Here is a 17,756-nt window from a genome sequence, read left to right as displayed (position 1 = left end):
TAATTATTAGTAGTGGCACTTAGCACACTCAATACCGCCTAACACTGCTGCAGTAACTTTTTCACCCTTTTTAATTTTATCATGGGCAGCAAGTATGCTGTCGTAGTAAGCATTGCCTTTACCGTTAACCTCGGTACGTTTGTGACACTGGATACACCATTTCATGGTAAGTGGAGAATATTGATATACTTCCTTCATTTCCTGAATTTGGCCGTGGCAGGTTTGGCATTTTATTGCGCCAACTGTAACGTGTTGCGAATGGTTAAAGTAAGCCAGATCTGGCAGGTTGTGTATACGCACCCACTGGATTGGTTTTGATTTAGTACTATCGTATTTTGCGGTGTTAGGGTCGTAACCTAAAGCATCGTAAATTTTGCGGATCTCCGGTGATTCTGTCTTAACAACTTTGTGGCAGTTCATACAAACGTTCAACGATGGTATCGAAGCATGTTTGGATTTATATGCGCCTGAGTGGCAGTATTGACACTCTATTTTCATGGCACCAGCGTGTAACTGGTGCGAGTATTTGATAGGTTGTACCGGTTGATATCCCTGGTGAACGTTAGTATTCCACATGGTGATCCAGCTGAAGCTACCTAAGCCAACAACAGCACAAAGCACTAAAAAGAAAACAAGTTTTTTGTTTTTAAGAAGCTTTTTAACTATAGCTAATTTATCTACAGGTGCTTTCTCTCCCTCAACAACAACAACTTCTTCTTCTTCAAAAATCCCTTTTTTGTTAAGCAACAAACGCTCTAGCGTTGCAATTACTTTGTTTAAAACAAGGATAACCACGAACGCAATAACAATAACCCCTAATAAACTCCAAACAACTAAAGCACTTGGGCCTTTATCTTCGGCTACTACTGTGCCGCCTGCAGGTGCTTTTGCTTTATCGTCCTGAATTTTTTTCCAATCAGCACGGATATAAGTAATAACGTTACCAACATCTGCATCGGTCAACTCGGCAAATACTGTCATACCCGCCTGGTTGTACTCGTTATATATTTTAACGGCCTTGGGGTTTTTGGCAGCAATTAATGCCTGGTTGTTTTGGATCCATTTAGTTAGGTAAGCGTCATCAGTTTCTTCTGTTAACTGCGGACCTAAGGCCGGGCCGGTCATACGCACATCTATTTTGTGACACGCGGTACATTTTGCCTTAAATATAGCTTCACCTTTTGCTGCGTCTGTTTGCGCATGGGCTGTTAAGCCTACCACAACCAAACCGGCGACCAGTAAAACCGACCTTGAAAACTGTTTAATAATCAATGAGATATTTCTCATATAAAGTATTTATGCTAAATAATTTTTATATACAAGTGTTAAACTGACGTAAAGCTGTTTGATTTAGTCACTTTTACAGCTACAAAAGTATAATTTATTACAGTATCGCTGACAATATAATGACCGCAATGTCTAATTTATAATCGTTCTAAATTATAAATTAAACCCCTTTAAATTGCTGTAAACACTGTTTTTGCCAAAAGCAGGCAGTATCTGGAAAAAGAGAATATGTAAAGATACTTTGAAAACCTATTTATTGTTTTAAAATGCAGCTAATTATCCGCCACATTAACAATAACCGTATTAAAACTACAACAAATTTTAAAATCTACTAATAACTTCAAGTATTAATTGCCAATGTAACATCAGCAAAAATTAAAAAAGGCTGTTTGGATATCCAAACAGCCTTTTCAATTATGGTTATTAAATTATTGCTTTAAGATCCACGCAAATATCAACGGAACAACAATTGTCGCGTCGCTTTCTACAATAAATTTAGGGGTGTTGATGTCTAGTTTACCCCAGGTGATTTTTTCATTTGGCACAGCGCCCGAGTACGAACCATAAGAGGTTGTAGAATCGCTCACCTGGCAAAAATAACTCCAAAAAGGGATGTCGGTCATTTCCATATCCTGGTAAAGCATAGGCACCACACAAATTGGGAAATCGCCGGCAATACCGCCACCTATCTGGAAAAAGCCTACGCCTTTACCCCCCGAATTTTTCGGGTACCAATCGGCAAGCCATGCCATATATTCAATACCACTTTTCATTGTAGTGGCTTTTATTTCGTTTTTAATAACGTACGATGCGAAAATGTTACCCATAGTACTGTCTTCCCAACCCGGTACAACAATTGGCAGGTTTTTCTCTGCCGCTGCCAGCATCCATGAATTTTTAGGGTCAATCTCATAGTACTGCTCCAACTCGCCGCTTAGCAAGATCTTGTACATAAACTCATGCGGGAAATAACGTTCTCCAGCGGTATCAGCATCTTTCCAGATCTTGTAAATATGTTTCTGCAAACGGCGGAAGGCTTCTTCCTCGGGGATACAGGTATCAGTAACACGGTTGTAGTGATTCTCTAACAAATTCCACTCATCCTGCGGACTCAAATCGCGATAGTTAGGCACACGTTTGTAGTGCGAATGCGCTACCAGGTTCATTATATCCTCCTCCAGGTTTGCACCTGTACACGATATAATGTCAATTTTACCTTCGCGGATCATTTCGGCAAGTGAAATGCCCAGTTCTGCGGTGCTCATGGCACCTGCAATGGTCACCATCATTTTGCCGCCTTCGGTTAAATGTGTTTCGTAACCTTTGGCTGCATCCATTAATGCCGCTGCATTAAAATGCAGGTAGTTTTTCTCAATGAACTGAGATATAGGGCCTCTTGCTGTGCTCATATTATTTTACTATTGTTACTTTGCAAAAGTAGGTATTTTGCGCACATCAGAATTTTAAATTACAAATTCTACGAAACAAGTGCTTTAAAATTACCTTTATGGCACTACAGCACATGAAAAAAATCATCCTCATTTTACTATTATCCGCCCTTGTAATACCCGTTTTCGCACAGGTAAAGATCCTGCCGAAATTTATCCGCCGCATGTATTTTGAGAAGGATACCAGCAAACGCGGCAGCTTTGTAGTACTCCCCGTAATTAGTTCGGCACCCGAAACAGGTTTGGAGGCTGGCGGTTCGGCACTGTATTCTTTTTATACTGATACCCTCAGCAAAAAAACGCGAGTATCCAATATTTTTGCTTACGCGACATTGACTACCAAAGGCCAAAGCAGGGTAAACTTAAGCAGCAGCTACTGGGCGCCAAATAACAATTATCATTTTACGGGGGCCGTTGGCTACATCAATTTCCCTTTTGATTTTTACGGAATAGGCAACAATACCGCTAAAGCGGATGCCGACCGCCTGGGCCAAAAACGCGTCCGCTTAACGTTTACCGGGGAGAAAAAACTTGGCGACTATATTTACCTGGGATTGGTGGCCGGTGGCTACGATTACCGCTTCCACGACCAGGCACCCGGAGGCATTTTCGCTACCGACCCAACCATTGAGGGTAAAAACGGTGGTACCATCCTTTACTTTGGGCCAAGTTTTATACTGGATAGCCGTAACAACAATACCTACACTACCAGTGGCAGTACGCTTACCAGTTATTTAAATATTATGCATGGCGTGGGTGGCAATAGCAGTTACAGCGGTGGTTTTTTAAACATTGAGGTGACGCATTTTATAGCCCTTGGCAAAAAATTTGTGTTAGGGCTTGATGTACAAAGCCAGAACATGACAGGCAGCCAGTCGCCGTTTTACCTGTTGCCTGCCCTGGGTAGCGACGAGATGATGCGCGGCTACTACAATGGCCGTTTCCGCGACCGTAACCTTTTAGCCGGCCAAACCGAACTTCGCTACCGCATGAGCGAGCGTTTTGGCATTGTGGGCTTTATTGGCGGAGGAGAAGTTTTTAATAAGGACTTTGACATCAACCAGCTAAAGCCAAATTATGGTGGCGGCTTGCGCTACTTCTTTGATGTGCAAAAAGGCCTCAGCATCCGCATAGATTACGGCGTTGGCGAAAAACGCCCCGGCGAAAGTAGACAAAGTGGAGTATATGTGGGATTAGGGGAAGCGTTTTAATTTGGCTTATGGTTGATAGATGATGGTTCATAGGCTATTATCTCGTCTATTCTCCTTGATGAATAGAGACATAATTTTTACCATCCCAGTAAATCAAAGCGCCCGCTATTTCACTTCCATCCTGCAATGAATAGATGGATATAGCTGGGTGTGAAATTTTTACTTTCCTGCTTCCTTTAATATCCCCATCAGCGTTGAATGTTGTTTCATAAGCAACCTTTGCTTTATACAAACGCCATCCGTCTAACCAATTGGTATCATTAAAATCATCGCCTGCAAATTTAAACCCTGCACCAAAAATACAATGTTTGTTAGTACCGCCATTAATGATGAGTATGCCTTTTTTCTTACTTCTCTTATCAATTACCTGCACGGCTATATCCTGTATCTTATCCCCATTAAAATCAGCTTCTAAGAATTTGGGGTTAATGATTGCATAGCGCTCATTAAGTTTTTTATTGTTAAAAGACTTAATGAACCAAATCGGTAGCTCGGTTAATGTAAATGAGTTCATCAAAAAACAGAAACTCAATAATATTAATTTCATATTCAACGCGATTGATTATTTTACCTTTCCATGTGTATTAATGAGACTGTTTAATTAGCATATAGTTCACGGGTAAGGCAGTTCCCACTATGAACTATTCCCCTACACCTTTATCTTGAAATCTTCCTTCGCCTGCCCGGTTTTAAAAAATACCAGGCCTATCCAAAACAGGTCTACAGTAGCTGTTACCTGCGGGTGGGCTTTTATTTGTTCCCAGGCTTTTTTCATGCCATCGCTCCAGTAAATATCATCGAAGATCAGCATCGTGTCCTCGTGCACTTTTGGCAGGCACCATTCAAAGTATTTTAGGGTAGCATCGCGCTGGTGGTTGCCATCTATGTACACAAAATCAAGTTTGTCCAGCCCGGCAATAACACCCGGCAGGGTATCGTCAAAATTCCCAGTTACTACGTTTATATCCTTTATTCCCGCCCTGGTAAAAACATCTTTGGCAACGCCCGCGGTTTCGGGGCAGCCTTCTAAGGTGTATACTTTGGCTTTTGGCGCGGCGGCCTGCAGGTACAGTGTGGTAATACCCAAACAGGTGCCCAGTTCAACAATACTCGTGGGTTTAGTTGATGCCGCCAGGCGGTAAAGCAGCTTAGCCAGCTTAGGGGGTTTAAGCGCGTTCATGGTAATGGTGCTTATGGCTTTTTGCTTATTATTGTTCACATGCGAGCCGGCGCCCAGGTCGGTAACGTTAATGTAGCGGTCGTCCCTAAGCAATACGTCGCGCTCCGCCTCTATCTTCTCATATACAGGTTTATCAGCTTTATCATATATCACCTGGTCTACCAGGCGGTATACAAATGGCGAGTGCAAACCATGACGGTTTTTTGACGTAAGCCTGTGCAACAGATAATCTTTCGCGAACGTTAAATTAAACATAGCTGTAAAATTATTAAAAGGTTTAGTATTTTAGCATAACAGATATATGATAAATCCTACAGAAGTAAATTCACTTATCCGTTTACTGGACGACCCCGATGCTGAAATATTCGGCCACGTGCACGAAAAGCTACTTTCTTACGGTACAGAAGCTATAGATTACCTCGAAAGCGCTTTCGAACAAGCCTTTGACCCCATTCAACAGGAACGGATAGCCAATCTGGTACACGAGATCCAGTTCGGCACCGTAAAAAACGATCTGAAACTTTGGCACCAAAGCGGCGCTTTTGATCTGCTGCAGGGCATCCTCATCATTAACCGCTACCAATACCCTGATCTTGACGAGCAAAAGGTGATTAACCAGATAGAAGCCATAAAACGCGACGTTTGGATTCAAATGATGAACGAGGCCAGCCCCGTGGAGCAGGTAAAATTAATGAACCACGTTTTTTACAGCATCCACGGCTTTAGCGGCAACACCACCAACCACCGCGACCCGCAAAACAGCTATATAAGCCAGGTACTCGACATTAAAAAAGGCAACCAGATCTCATTAGCCATCATTTACTCCATTATCGCCCAAAAGCTGGACATTCCTATTTACGGTGTAAACCTGCCACAGCATTTTATACTGGCTTACCTTGATGAAAGCCGCGACAGCGAGTTTGAAGGCGGCATCCTGTTTTACATTAACGCGTTTAACAAAGGTTTCATTTTTGGCCGCAGAGATGTAGATATGTTTTTGAAGCAACTGAACCTGCAATTTGATAAGCAGTTTTACGAACCCTGCTCCAACTCAGACATTATTAAGCGTGTTATCCGCAACCTCATTAGCGCCTACGAACACTTGGGCTCATCAGAAAAGGTGGACGAGTTGAATGAGTTACTGCAGATAATGGGGGGATAACTCATTTAAATTTATGGTTCGCGAGTTAACTCACCCCCTGCCCCCTCTTTGCACAGCAGAGAGGGGGTGAATATTTCTCTAGTTTTTTTAACCCTCTTTGCGCAGCAGAGAGGGTTGGCGAGCGAAGTGATGTCCGGGTGAGTAAAATCGCCGATATTTTTCTATATTTAAGCAACGACTTACCCACTTAACAATTACTTTTGTAACCGCCCAATCGCGAAGTAACAAACATGATTACCAAACCCACCGTAGACCGCATAATGGAAGCCACAGATATTGTGGAGGTGATTGGCGAATTTGTACAATTAAAAAAGCGCGGGGCCAATTATGTGGGCCTTTCACCCTTTGTTAACGAGCGTACGCCGTCCTTCACGGTATCGCCGGCTAAGGGTATCTTTAAAGATTTCTCGTCGGGCAAAGGGGGCAGCGCCGTTACTTTTTTAATGGAGCTGGAGAAGTTCACCTACCCCGAAGCGCTGAAATGGCTGGCCAAAAAATACAGCATCGAGGTGGAGGAAACGGTTAATACCACCGAAAACCTGGAAGAGCAAAATCACCGCGAAAGTTTGATGATCGTGTCCGGCTTTGCGGCAAAATACTTCCACGAGAGTTTACTTGAAACCGACGAAGGCAAAAGCATAGGTTACAGCTATTTTAAAGAGCGCGGTTTTAGCAACGATACCATCAAGAAGTTTGAGTTGGGCTACTCGCCAGACCAATGGGAAGCCTTTACCGGAGAAGCCCTCAAACAAGGCTATAAGGAAGAATTTATTGTAGAGAGCGGGTTATCTGTTAAGCGAGATAACGGCTCGTTGTATGACCGTTACCGTGGCCGGGTAATGTTCCCCATCCATAGCTTTACGGGCAGGGTTATCGCCTTTGGTGGGCGTACCCTTAAAAGCGACAAGAATGTACCCAAGTACGTAAACTCTCCCGAGTCGGAGATCTATCATAAATCGAGCATCCTTTACGGGTTGTACTTCGCCAAAAAAGCAATCCGCGAGGAAGATAACTGTTATTTGGTTGAGGGTTATGCCGATGTGATCTCGGTACACCAGGCGGGGATAGAGAATGTGGTGGCATCATCGGGTACATCGTTAACCGTTGAGCAGATCAGGCTTATCGGTCGCCTTACCAAAAATATCACCATTTTGTATGACGGCGATGCGGCGGGCATCAAGGCATCGCTACGCGGATTGGATATGATATTGGAGGAAGGCCTTAACGTAAAAGTGGTGCTGTTCCCCGATGGGCACGATCCGGATTCTTTCGTGCAGAAATTTGGCACCAATGCCTTTAAAACTCACGTAGATAAAAACAAAAAAGATTTCATCCTATACAAAACCGAGATCCTGCTAAAGGATGTTGGGAACGACCCGATAAAAAAGGCCGAGGTTATCCGCGAAATAGTAGAAAGCATCGCCAAAATCCCCGATTCTATCAAGGCATCCGTATTCCTAAAAGAATGTAGTAACCGCCTGGAAATTGATGAACGCGCGTTGCTCACCGAGCTTAATAAAATGCGCCAGGCTAAGGCCAAAAAAGACAGCCAGCAGGCATACCAAGGCCGTAAACCCGAGCCATCGTCCGAAGACCTTTTATTTTTTGATGAGCCACAGGAGCACATTGCCAAAGAATCGGACACGCAGGAGCGCGAGATAGTCCGCCTGCTTTTAAACTACGGTAATAAAATGATCGATTGGGATGGTATTGCCAATACCTATATCGGCCCCTTTATGATAGCCGAACTGAGCGACGTGGAGTTTGAGCAACCGGAAACCAATAAGTTCATGGAGATTTACCGACAGGAGGTGGAGAACGGCGTACTTCCCGAGGAACAGCACTTTATCCATTACCATGATAAAGGCATAGTTGACCTGGTAGTAACCATGCTTGCCACCAAATACATCCTGAGCGAGAACTGGTACGAGATGCACAAAATTTTAGTACCCGATGAACAGGCGAACATGAAGGCGACTATCCTCGGTGCTATTTTTCATCTAAAAAAGCAAAAGGTTGGTAAGATATTGACACAAATTCGTAACGAGTTGCAAACTACTACAGGAGAGGTCGATCAGGAAATTCTGCTGAACCAATACATGCACATGAAAAAAGTGGAGAAAACAATCTCTGATTACTTAGGCTCGGTGATTATGAAATAATGGCATCCCACAACGATCTCGGCCAAAAAGGCGAAGCAATGGCGAAAGCCCACCTGGAGGCTACGGGGTACGAGATAATGGATGAGAACTGGACGTTCGGCAAAGCCGAGATAGACCTGATTGCCTATAAAGCCGGGATCATTATATTTACCGAAGTAAAAACCCGCACCGGCAATGCCTTTGGCGAACCCGAAGATTTTGTTGACGCCCGCAAGCAGCGTTTACTGGTAGAAGCTGCCGACGAGTACATATATTTGATGAACCACCAGGGAGAAGTTAGGTTTGATATAATATCTATCCTGTTTGACCGTAATAGTAACTACACATTAAAACATATTGAAGATGCCTTTTGGCCTTCTGCCATTTAAGATGAACAAACGTATAGCACTTTTCGCCATTATAGCGCTGCTGGCCTACAGCTGTAAAACCGATAAAAAAGACGACGAATTTACCATTAGCCCCAATGCGGGCAGCAACTACAAAAGCGGCGAACAAATTGCCCTGAAGATTGGTTATCCAAAGGATGTTAAGATAGATTCCGTTGTTTATTTATTGGATAGCACACGCGTTGGCTCGGCTAAAGACTCGGCCACGGTAACTGTTAAAACCGATAGCATTGCTCTTGGCGCGCGAGTAATTACCGCCAAGGTTTACCAGGGCGGTAAAAGTCAGGATCTTACGACAAACATCAACCTGCTTGCCGCCAAAGCACCGGAGCAGTTAGGTTTTGTGATAGAAAAGGTTTTCCCGCATGATACCTCCTCATATACCGAAGGTTTAGAATACCAGGACGGGATTTTATATGAAAGCGATGGCGGGCGTGCGGCAGAAGGAAATGGCCAGTCGAGCCTGCGTAAGGTTGACCTCACTACCGGCAAAGTACTTAAAATAACAAACATCGACCCAAAGATCTTCGCTGAAGGAATAGCTGTTATAGGCGATAAAATTGTACAACTTACCTACACCGAAAAGATCGGGTTTGTATACGATAAAAAAACGCTTACGCTAATTAGCAAATTTGACAACAATGTTGGCTTAGAGGGTTGGGGGATGACCCATGATGCTGACAAAATTTACATGGATGACAGCACCAACCGTATCTGGTTCCTGGATAAAGACACCTACCAGCAAAAAGGATTTATTGATGTGTATGACGATAAAGGCCCTATAAACGAACTAAATGAACTGGAATATATAGATGGTAAGATCTACGCTAATGTTTATCACCAGGATTATATTTTGGTAATAAACCCCAAAACCGGCGCTGTTGAGCAAAAGATAGACTTAACCAGCCTTTATCCTGAAGGGCAGCGCAATCCCCACGCCGATGTGCTGAACGGCATTGCATATGATAAAGTTACCAAACGCATTTTTATTACCGGTAAAAAGTGGGATAAATTATTCCAAGTAAAGTTTATAAAGAAATAAAAGGAAAGGCCGCGAAATTCGCGGCCTTTCCTTTTTAAAAAAATGGCTATACAAAGTTTTAAACTTGCAGCTTTTTCTTTTCGAAACTGCAGGGCGTTTATACTGCTTGCTGCAAACTTAAAACTGAACCTACCTCCATGCTTTGTATTGATTGATCAAACCATTGGTTGATGAATCGTGACTGATTATCTCTTCGTTGCCTTTAAGCTCGGGCAGGATCTTGCCAGCCAGTTGCTTACCTAATTCCACACCCCATTGGTCAAAGCTATAGATGTTCCAGATGATGCCCTGTACAAATATTTTGTGCTCATACATGGCTATCAGACTACCTAAAGTATGCGGCGTTATTTTTTTAACCAGGATAGAGTTTGTTGGGCGGTTACCTTCAAAAACTTTAAATGGTGCAATTTTCTCTATCTCATCTTCGCTTTTACCGGCCTTTTTCAATTCGTCAATTACCACTTCTTCGGTTTTACCGTTCATCAAAGCTTCGGTTTGGGCGAAGAAATTTGAGAGCAGCATGTTGTGGTGCTCGCCAAGCGGGTTGTGCGATTGTGCAGGCGCTATAAAGTCGCAAGGGATCAATTTTGTTCCCTGGTGTATCAACTGGTAAAAGGCATGCTGGCCGTTGGTGCCAGGCTCCCCCCATATAACGGGGCCGGTTTGGTAGTCTACATGCTTGCCATCACGGTCTACATGTTTACCGTTGCTCTCCATATCCCCTTGTTGGAAGTATGCCGCAAATCGGTGCATGTATTGGTCGTACGGAAGGATAGCTTGTGTTTCGGCTTCAAAAAAGTTGTTATGCCAGATACCTATCAGCGCTAAAATAGCAGGCAGGTTTTGCTCAAGTGGCGCAGTTTTAAAGTGGTTGTCCATGGTATGGGCGCCATCAAGCAAGGCTGTAAAATTATCAAAGCCAACGCTCAGGGAAATGGATAAACCTATCGCGCTCCACAAAGAGTAACGGCCGCCAACCCAATCCCAAAACTCAAACATGTTTTTTGTGTCGATACCAAATTTCTCAACACCCTCACTATTGGTAGATAATGCCGCGAAGTGTTTGGCCACATCCTCATCCTTACCACCGTTTTTAATGAACCAGTCGCGGGCGCTGTGTGCGTTTCCCATAGTTTCCTGCGTGGTAAATGTTTTTGACGCGATCAGGAACAGCGTAGTTTCCGGGTCAACCCCTTTTAAAGTCTCTACTATATGCGTCGCATCTACATTGGATACAAAGTGCATGGTTAAGTGGTTCTTATATGCTTTCAATGCTTCGGTAACCATCACCGGGCCCAAGTCTGATCCGCCGATGCCGATGTTTACCACATCAGTTATCGCTTTGCCGGTGTAACCCGTCCACGCGCCGCTAATGATGGCCTCGCTAAATTCTTTCATATGATCTAACACGCCGTTCACATCGGGCATTACATCTTTACCATCAACTAAAATTGGGGTATTACTGCGGTTACGTAATGCGATGTGCAAAACAGGGCGACCTTCGGTAACATTGATCGTTTCGCCGGAATACATGGCTTCAATTGCCTTGTTTACACCACACTCGCGTGCTAATTGGGTAAGTAGTGCAAGCGTTTCATCATTGATGCGGTTTTTGGAATAATCCACTAAAATATCCTCAAACTGAAGAGAGAATTTTTCAAATCGCTGATTATCAGTTTCAAATAATTCCTTTAAACTTTTTGATACGATATCGATGTAATGGTCGGTTAAATATTTGTACGATTGGGTGCGCGTGAAATCAATATTTGGCAGCATAGTTGTGATGTTTTTTGTAAAAATAACAAGTTAAAACTGCGCCCGGCTTTAAATGTGAAAAAAGGACAGTTTGGTGCTATTTATACACTTATCAACAATGCCTACATAGTGTTTGTTTTACACCAATAGAATTGTCATTTCAATAACAAATGTTAAATAATTTTTAGAAAGTAAAAATAAATATTTAATATATTTGCGGTGTTAGTAAATAAACCAGGTATTTTTCATCATTTTCTTAATTCGTTTTTTAAATACACCATACCATGTTCGAAAAACTTTTTTTGCTCGTAAAAAATAACGCTGATACGGCTGTTATTAACAACCCGGTAATTGCGGTGGGAGATCGCGAGTCGGTAATCAATGAGGCATCAAGCTCTATCATAGAGGTTTTAAAAAACCAGATGGATAGCGGCAAGTTAAAAGACCTTGTTAAATATTTTCAGTTTTCGGCCATTTATGAAAACCCGCTTATTACAAGTGCGGTTAACAGGTTTGCCAACAAGCTAAATAATTTTTATAACATCAGTACCACAGAGGCTATGGCTATTGCCGGTAGTTTGATACCCCCGGTTATGCACCAGTTGATGGAGCAATCTAAAGGTGATCAGAACAAAGAGTTTGCATTAAGCACCATACTATCTAAGGTTAGCGGTAATAACGTTGTCAATATGGGTATGTTGCTAAACCAGATGCGTATAGCGTAAGCTTAAACTATTTTACAATGAGGCCTGCAATTAAATTGTAGGCCTTTTTTTATTGGCCTAACCGCAATTTTATATATTTGCCATTATGACAAAAGAGAACATGCAGGATTTAAGGGATAGAACAACTTCCCTGAGGAGGCATCTTTGACATCGATACCAAACTCGATGCCATGCAAAAGGAACAGGATATAACCTTAGGCCCAAACTTTTGGGACCATCCTAAAGATGCCGAAAAGGTTTTGGCATCCATAAAAACAAAAAAAATATGGACCGACGCTTTCCATAAAGTAGTTTCGCTTGTAGAAGATACCAACGTGCTGTTCGAGTTTTTCCAAAGTGGCGATGCTACCGAGGGCGAAATGAACGACCAATACGCGCAGGCCTTAACTGCCGTTGAGGAGCTTGAATTTAAAAACATGCTTAGCGCCGAGGAAGATCAGTTTAACGCCGTGCTGCAAATTACAGCTGGCGCCGGTGGTACCGAAAGCTGCGATTGGGCCGGTATGCTGATGCGTATGTACATTATGTGGGCCGAAAAGAATGGGCATAAAGTATCTGAACAGGATTACCAGGAAGGTGACGTGGCCGGTGTAAAAACAGTTACGCTGCAAATAGAGGGTGAGTTTGCTTATGGTTACCTGAAAGGCGAAAATGGCGTCCACCGTTTGGTGCGCATTTCACCATTTGATTCTAACGCCAAGCGCCATACCTCATTTGCTTCAGTATATGTTTACCCTTTGGTAGATGATACCATAGATATTGAAGTGAAGGATGCCGATATTGAATTTGAAACCTTCCGCGCAGGTGGTGCGGGTGGCCAAAACGTAAATAAGGTAGAAACTGCCGTACGTTTATACCACAAGCCATCGGGTATCATCATCAAAAACCAGGAGTCGCGCTCGCAATTACAGAATAAAGAGAACGCTATCCGCTTGCTAAAATCACAGTTGTATGAAGCTGAAATGCGCAAACGTGCAGAGGCATCAAGCGCGGTGGAAGGCAACAAGAAAAAGATAGAATGGGGGTCTCAGATCCGCAACTATGTGTTACACCCGTACAAGCTGGTTAAAGACCTCCGTACAGATCACGAAACATCTAACGCCGCCGCTGTACTGGATGGCGACCTGAACGAATTCCTGAAATCGTACCTGATGGAATTTGGAGGGCCGAAAAATTAAACCCGTTTGTCATCCTAAGCTTGTAGAAGGATTTCACGAGAGGTGCTAAAACAAGTTCAGCATAACATTCTTAGATTATTACAAAAAACGATGCTGAACACCACAGCACCGCTTTTTGTTGATGTAAGTTGTAACTTACCTTTACCAATTCTACTTTTTATAATGAAGTATATTTTAACCGCATTGATATTGACTGCCACTACAACCATAGCCTTTAGCCAGGAACAAAAGCCTTTACCGCTTTATCCAAAAGGCGTTCCTAACAGCAAGCCCACTCCTGCAAGCTACAAGGAAACCATGAATGGTACTTACCGGATAACCAATGTAAGTACGCCGACATTAACCCCTTACCTGCCTGCAAAAGGCACAGCCAACGGTACGGCCGTTATTATTTGCCCTGGTGGTGGGTACGGCGGGCTGGCATCAGCTCATGAAGGTTTCGCGATAGCTAAAGAATTCAATAAAATTGGCGTTACAGCATATGTGTTAAAATACCGCTTACCAAGTGATAGCGTTATGGTTGATAAAACCATTGGCCCGTTACAAGATGCACAGCGAGCCATACAAATGGTTAGGCAGGATGCAGCCAAATGGGGTATTAATCCAAATCGCATCGGCATTATCGGCTTCTCGGCGGGGGGACACCTCGCATCAACCGAGGGGACGCATTTTAATAAGATAGTGATTGATAATAAAGATAACATCAGCGTTCGCCCTGATTTTATGATGCTGATTTACCCCGTGATAACCTTTGGCGAAAAGGCCCACGTTGGCTCACGCGAGAGCCTGATAGGCAAGAACGCAACACAGGATCAGATCGACCTATACTCGAACGAGAAACAGGTAACCGCCAATACGCCGCCAACCTTTATCGTCCACGCCGAAGATGACGATGTGGTACCTGTAGAAAATGCTTTATTAATGTACGAGGCACTATTAAAAAATAAAGTAAAAACCGAAATGCACCTGTTCCCCGCTGGTGGCCATGGATTTGGCTTGGTAAATTCCAAAAGCAAGGGTTTATGGTTTGATTGGGCGAAGACCTGGATGGGTGATAATGGGTGGTTAACTAAGTAATTAATCGGCTTTTTTGGGAGCGAGAACCACGTTTTTCACTTTCAAAAATGAAACAGCAATCCCAGCCAAAATTATCACACCACCAATAATTTCTTTTACATGCAGTGTTTCGCCCAATAAGCCAATGGCTAAAAAACCTGCTATAACGGTTTGGCCGAGCAGGGCTATCGCTACCCTGGTCGATTCGAGGTAACGTAACGAATGATTGATGGTAAGCCAACCTATCAACTGGCAAAGCATCCCCATCCCCAGGAAACAACCCCAGGTACCGGTATCAAAGCCTGTTAGCGCATCGCCACGGATTAATGCTATAGTTAACAGAAACACGGCCGCCCCAAGCATATTGTAAAACATAAAAGTGAAGGTATCTATATGTTTTATAATGCCTTTAGTGATCATGAGGTAAGCGGCGTAAAGCATACTGGCAGCCACAGCATACAATATGCCCGAACTAAATTGCAGGTGCAGCACATTATCGTACCCTACCAATATCACCATTCCAATAACCGCCACAAACGTGCCCGCCCAAAACAACTTGCCTGCTTTATGTTTAAATAGTATATAACTCATTAGCCCTACCCAAACCGGCGCGAGATTAGCCAATAAGGTTGAGATAGTAGCGCTGATCTTAAGTAACGATATATTCCACACGGCAATATCAGCCCCAAAAACAACGCCGCCAATAATGGTGATGATAAGCGCCCGGCGGGTAGTTTTCAATTTGCCTTTTAAAATGCAATAGGGTAGCAGCAACAACCACGCAATAAATATCCTGTAAAAGCCCGATGTAATGGCCGGCGAAGCGGCAAGCTTTACAAATATTGGCGAAAAGGAAATGCACACAATGCCAATAACAAGGCTCAGTTTGGGTTTCATCAGATTTTATTGAGCTGCAAACATAGCTCGTCTGAACCGGAATTTTAAAGGAATTTATAGAACGGAAGTGAAAATTATTCTGCTCATTGTTAAATTCCTAAAATTAGAGTTCTGACAAAATTTTCACACCCCCTGTATCACAAGCAACTTTTTTAACGTATAGTACAAACAACACCATTAAATAAACAGATTATGAAAAAGTTAACATTTACCTCCATGGCTCTCTTAACACTTTTACTTAGCGCTTGCTTAAAAAAAGACGACAATTGCTGCAGAACAGGGTACCAGCAATATTTTGTCACCGAACGAAACGGCCTATCGGTTTATGCAGAGCCATTCAGCAAAAAAATTGGTACCGACTCCATTTCTGTTTTAGGCCTTAGCAGGGATGCCGGTATTAAAATGCACATCAAATATACCGGTAAAGGGACTTACGCGTTAACCGGCAACCAGGCAAAATACTATCAGATAGTTGGTAACGATACCGTAAGCCGTTACTACGCAGGGATTGCTGTAGGCAGCACGCTTGAAGTTACCGACGTAGATTCAACCGTGAAAGCCATTACAGGGAAATTCACTTTAAAATTTAAACGCACGTTCCCCGCTACATCAAGCATTTATCCAGATAGCGTTAAATTCACTAAAGGCAGTTTTTTAATTTACCTGCCTCGCTAATTTATCTTTAGCCCCACTAAACCCTCCCCGCTTGGGGAGAGTTTTAGGCATTATAAAATATATTTTTAAAAAGTCTCCCCTGCCGGGGGTGAATAGAGGGGGGCTTTTTAGCAAATAATTGTATTTTTACCGCTCTAATACTTTTTACATGAGCACTCGTACAAAAATTAAAGCACTACTTGAAAGCGGTAAAACCGATATTGATGTTACTGTTAAAGGATGGGTACGTACCTTCCGTAACAACCAGTTTATTGCTTTAAATGATGGCTCTACCAATAGCAACCTACAAATTGTTGTTGATTTTGAAAACACCGACCCTGCCATATTAAAACGCATCACTACAGGCGCGGCGCTTAGTGTTAGCGGCAGGTTATTAGCATCGTTAGGTAAAGGCCAAAGTGTTGATGTTAAAGCCACCAGCATCGAGATTTTGGGCGATAGCGACCCGGAGAAATACCCGCTGCAACCTAAAAAACATAGCCTTGAATTTTTACGCGAGATAGCGCACCTACGTTTCCGTACCAGTACTTTTGGCGCTATTTTCAGGGTGCGTAACACGCTGTCATACGCTACCCATACCTTTTTCCAGGAACGTGGGTTTGTTTATCTTCACACGCCAATCATTACTCAATCCGATGCAGAGGGTGCTGGAGAAGCATTCCACGTCACCAACTTCGACCTGGCTAATGTGCCACGTACCAACACCGGCGAGGTAGATTATAAGCAAGATTTCTTTGGTAAATCAACAAATTTAACCGTATCTGGACAGCTTGAGGCCGAACTTGGTGCTATGGCGCTGAGTGATATTTATACCTTCGGCCCTACCTTCCGTGCCGAAAACTCTAACACTACCCGCCACCTTGCCGAGTTTTGGATGATAGAGCCGGAAATGGCTTTCTATGATCTGAAAGACAACGCCGATTTGGCTGAAGACCTGCTTAAATATGTTATCCGCTACGCACTGGATAAAAACAAAGAAGATATTGAGTTTTTAACCCAACGTTTGCTTGACGAAGAAAAACAAAAACCACAGCAGGACCGCTCTGACCTTAACCTGTTAGAGAAACTACAGTTTTGTTTGGATAACGATTTTGAACGCCTGACTTATACTGAGGCCATCGAGATCCTAAAAGAATCTACCCCAAATAAAAAGAAGAAATTCCAGTATCTGATAGAAGGCTGGGGTACCGACCTGCAATCGGAACATGAGCGTTACCTGGTTGAGAAACACTTCAAAAAACCGGTGATCCTTACCGATTACCCCAAAGAGATAAAATCATTTTACATGCGCCAGAACGACGACGGTAAAACCGTTGCCGCTATGGATATCCTGTTCCCGGGCATTGGCGAAATAGTAGGTGGTTCGCAACGTGAAGAACGTTTGGATAGGCTTGAACAACGCATGGACGAGATAGGCATCTCTAAAGATGAGCTGTGGTGGTACCTGGATACCCGCCGTTACGGTGGCTGCCCGCACTCCGGCTTTGGTTTGGGTTTTGAGCGTTTGGTACTTTTTGTTACCGGCATGAGTAACATCCGCGACGTAATCCCTTTCCCACGGTTCCCAAAGAACGCGGAATTTTAAACCGCTG

At 43.3% G+C, this 17,756-nt stretch carries 16 protein-coding genes; 10 read left to right on the top strand and 6 right to left on the bottom strand.

All coding sequences use genetic code 11. The annotated features are described in order from the left end of the window. Positions 1 to 6: 6 nt before the first annotated feature. Both NAF17_RS09025 and NAF17_RS09020 read right to left on the bottom strand, forming a co-directional pair. The gene (locus NAF17_RS09025) at positions 7 to 1,287 is read right to left on the bottom strand and encodes a c-type cytochrome (protein WP_252757678.1); all 1,281 of its coding nucleotides are present in this window, start codon (positions 1,285 to 1,287) and stop codon (positions 7 to 9) included. 428 nt (positions 1,288 to 1,715) lie between these two features. Beyond that, on the bottom strand, positions 1,716 to 2,696 hold the full coding sequence (locus tag NAF17_RS09020) for a deoxyhypusine synthase family protein (protein ID WP_252757677.1): 981 nt from the start codon (positions 2,694 to 2,696) through the stop codon (positions 1,716 to 1,718). Positions 2,697 to 2,809: 113 nt separating this feature from the next. Here NAF17_RS09020 and NAF17_RS09015 point away from each other — a divergent pair, with 113 nt between their 5' ends. Further along, positions 2,810 to 3,946, top strand: coding sequence for a BamA/TamA family outer membrane protein (locus tag NAF17_RS09015; RefSeq protein WP_252757676.1), 1,137 nt, complete (start codon positions 2,810 to 2,812; stop codon positions 3,944 to 3,946). A 46-nt stretch (positions 3,947 to 3,992) separates the two neighbouring features. Here NAF17_RS09015 and NAF17_RS09010 read toward each other — a convergent pair whose 3' ends face one another. After that, positions 3,993 to 4,493 (bottom strand): hypothetical protein, encoded by a 501-nt coding sequence (locus NAF17_RS09010; RefSeq protein ID WP_252757675.1) that lies wholly within the window; start codon positions 4,491 to 4,493, stop codon positions 3,993 to 3,995. Between the two features lie 102 nt (positions 4,494 to 4,595). Then, positions 4,596 to 5,381, bottom strand: coding sequence for an O-methyltransferase (locus NAF17_RS09005; protein ID WP_252757674.1), 786 nt, complete (start codon positions 5,379 to 5,381; stop codon positions 4,596 to 4,598). A gap of 46 nt (positions 5,382 to 5,427) precedes the next feature. Between NAF17_RS09005 and NAF17_RS09000 the strand changes: the two genes are divergently transcribed. The 4 genes from NAF17_RS09000 to NAF17_RS08985 all read left to right on the top strand — a co-directional run bounded on the left by NAF17_RS09000 (position 5,428) and on the right by NAF17_RS08985 (position 9,878). Further along, entirely contained in the window at positions 5,428 to 6,288 is an 861-nt protein-coding gene (locus NAF17_RS09000; protein ID WP_252757673.1) for a transglutaminase-like domain-containing protein, read from the top strand. 230 nt (positions 6,289 to 6,518) lie between these two features. Further along, entirely contained in the window at positions 6,519 to 8,450 is a 1,932-nt protein-coding gene (gene dnaG / locus NAF17_RS08995; RefSeq protein ID WP_252757672.1) for a DNA primase, read from the top strand. Then, a complete protein-coding gene (locus NAF17_RS08990) occupies positions 8,450 to 8,818 on the top strand; it encodes a YraN family protein (RefSeq protein ID WP_252757671.1) in 369 nt (122 codons plus the stop codon). The genes dnaG and NAF17_RS08990 overlap by 1 nt, the downstream gene beginning before the upstream one ends. Further along, positions 8,793 to 9,878, top strand: coding sequence for a glutaminyl-peptide cyclotransferase (locus NAF17_RS08985; protein ID WP_252757670.1), 1,086 nt, complete (start codon positions 8,793 to 8,795; stop codon positions 9,876 to 9,878). The genes NAF17_RS08990 and NAF17_RS08985 overlap by 26 nt, the downstream gene beginning before the upstream one ends. Before the next feature lie 129 nt (positions 9,879 to 10,007). Here NAF17_RS08985 and pgi read toward each other — a convergent pair whose 3' ends face one another. After that, positions 10,008 to 11,654: a glucose-6-phosphate isomerase gene (pgi, locus tag NAF17_RS08980; RefSeq protein ID WP_252757669.1), complete on the bottom strand. Its 1,647-nt coding sequence runs from the start codon at positions 11,652 to 11,654 to the stop codon at positions 10,008 to 10,010. Between the two features lie 263 nt (positions 11,655 to 11,917). Between pgi and NAF17_RS08975 the strand changes: the two genes are divergently transcribed. From NAF17_RS08975 to NAF17_RS08965, 3 genes are all read left to right on the top strand, one after another. After that, entirely contained in the window at positions 11,918 to 12,358 is a 441-nt protein-coding gene (locus tag NAF17_RS08975) for a hypothetical protein (RefSeq protein ID WP_252757668.1), read from the top strand. 85 nt (positions 12,359 to 12,443) lie between these two features. Continuing rightward, positions 12,444 to 13,536, top strand: a protein-coding gene (gene prfB, locus NAF17_RS08970; protein WP_252757667.1) for a peptide chain release factor 2 whose coding sequence is annotated in 2 segments (ribosomal slippage) — positions 12,444 to 12,503 and positions 12,505 to 13,536 — 1,092 coding nt in all. Because the reading frame shifts where the segments join, the coding sequence is not laid out codon by codon here. A 162-nt stretch (positions 13,537 to 13,698) separates the two neighbouring features. Further along, complete coding sequence (locus NAF17_RS08965) at positions 13,699 to 14,613, top strand: alpha/beta hydrolase (protein ID WP_252757666.1); 915 nt, start codon at positions 13,699 to 13,701, stop codon at positions 14,611 to 14,613. Here the strand turns inward: NAF17_RS08965 and NAF17_RS08960 are convergent, their stop codons facing one another. Next, positions 14,614 to 15,489 (bottom strand): DMT family transporter, encoded by an 876-nt coding sequence (locus NAF17_RS08960; RefSeq protein WP_252757665.1) that lies wholly within the window; start codon positions 15,487 to 15,489, stop codon positions 14,614 to 14,616. It lies immediately after the preceding gene. A gap of 192 nt (positions 15,490 to 15,681) precedes the next feature. Between NAF17_RS08960 and NAF17_RS08955 the strand changes: the two genes are divergently transcribed. Both NAF17_RS08955 and asnS read left to right on the top strand, forming a co-directional pair. Then, a complete protein-coding gene (locus NAF17_RS08955; protein WP_252757664.1) occupies positions 15,682 to 16,164 on the top strand; it encodes a DUF6252 family protein in 483 nt (160 codons plus the stop codon). Positions 16,165 to 16,312: 148 nt separating this feature from the next. Next, positions 16,313 to 17,749 carry an asparagine--tRNA ligase gene (asnS, locus tag NAF17_RS08950; protein WP_252757663.1) on the top strand — a complete coding sequence of 479 codons (1,437 nt, stop codon included), beginning with the start codon at positions 16,313 to 16,315 and terminating at the stop codon, positions 17,747 to 17,749. Positions 17,750 to 17,756: the final 7 nt, after the last annotated feature.

Source organism: Mucilaginibacter aurantiaciroseus, from assembly GCF_024055595.1.
In the GTDB taxonomy this organism is placed as follows: domain Bacteria; phylum Bacteroidota; class Bacteroidia; order Sphingobacteriales; family Sphingobacteriaceae; genus Mucilaginibacter; species Mucilaginibacter aurantiaciroseus.
Note: the sequence above shows the minus strand (reverse complement) of the source record. Positions and strands in the feature narration are given on the sequence as shown.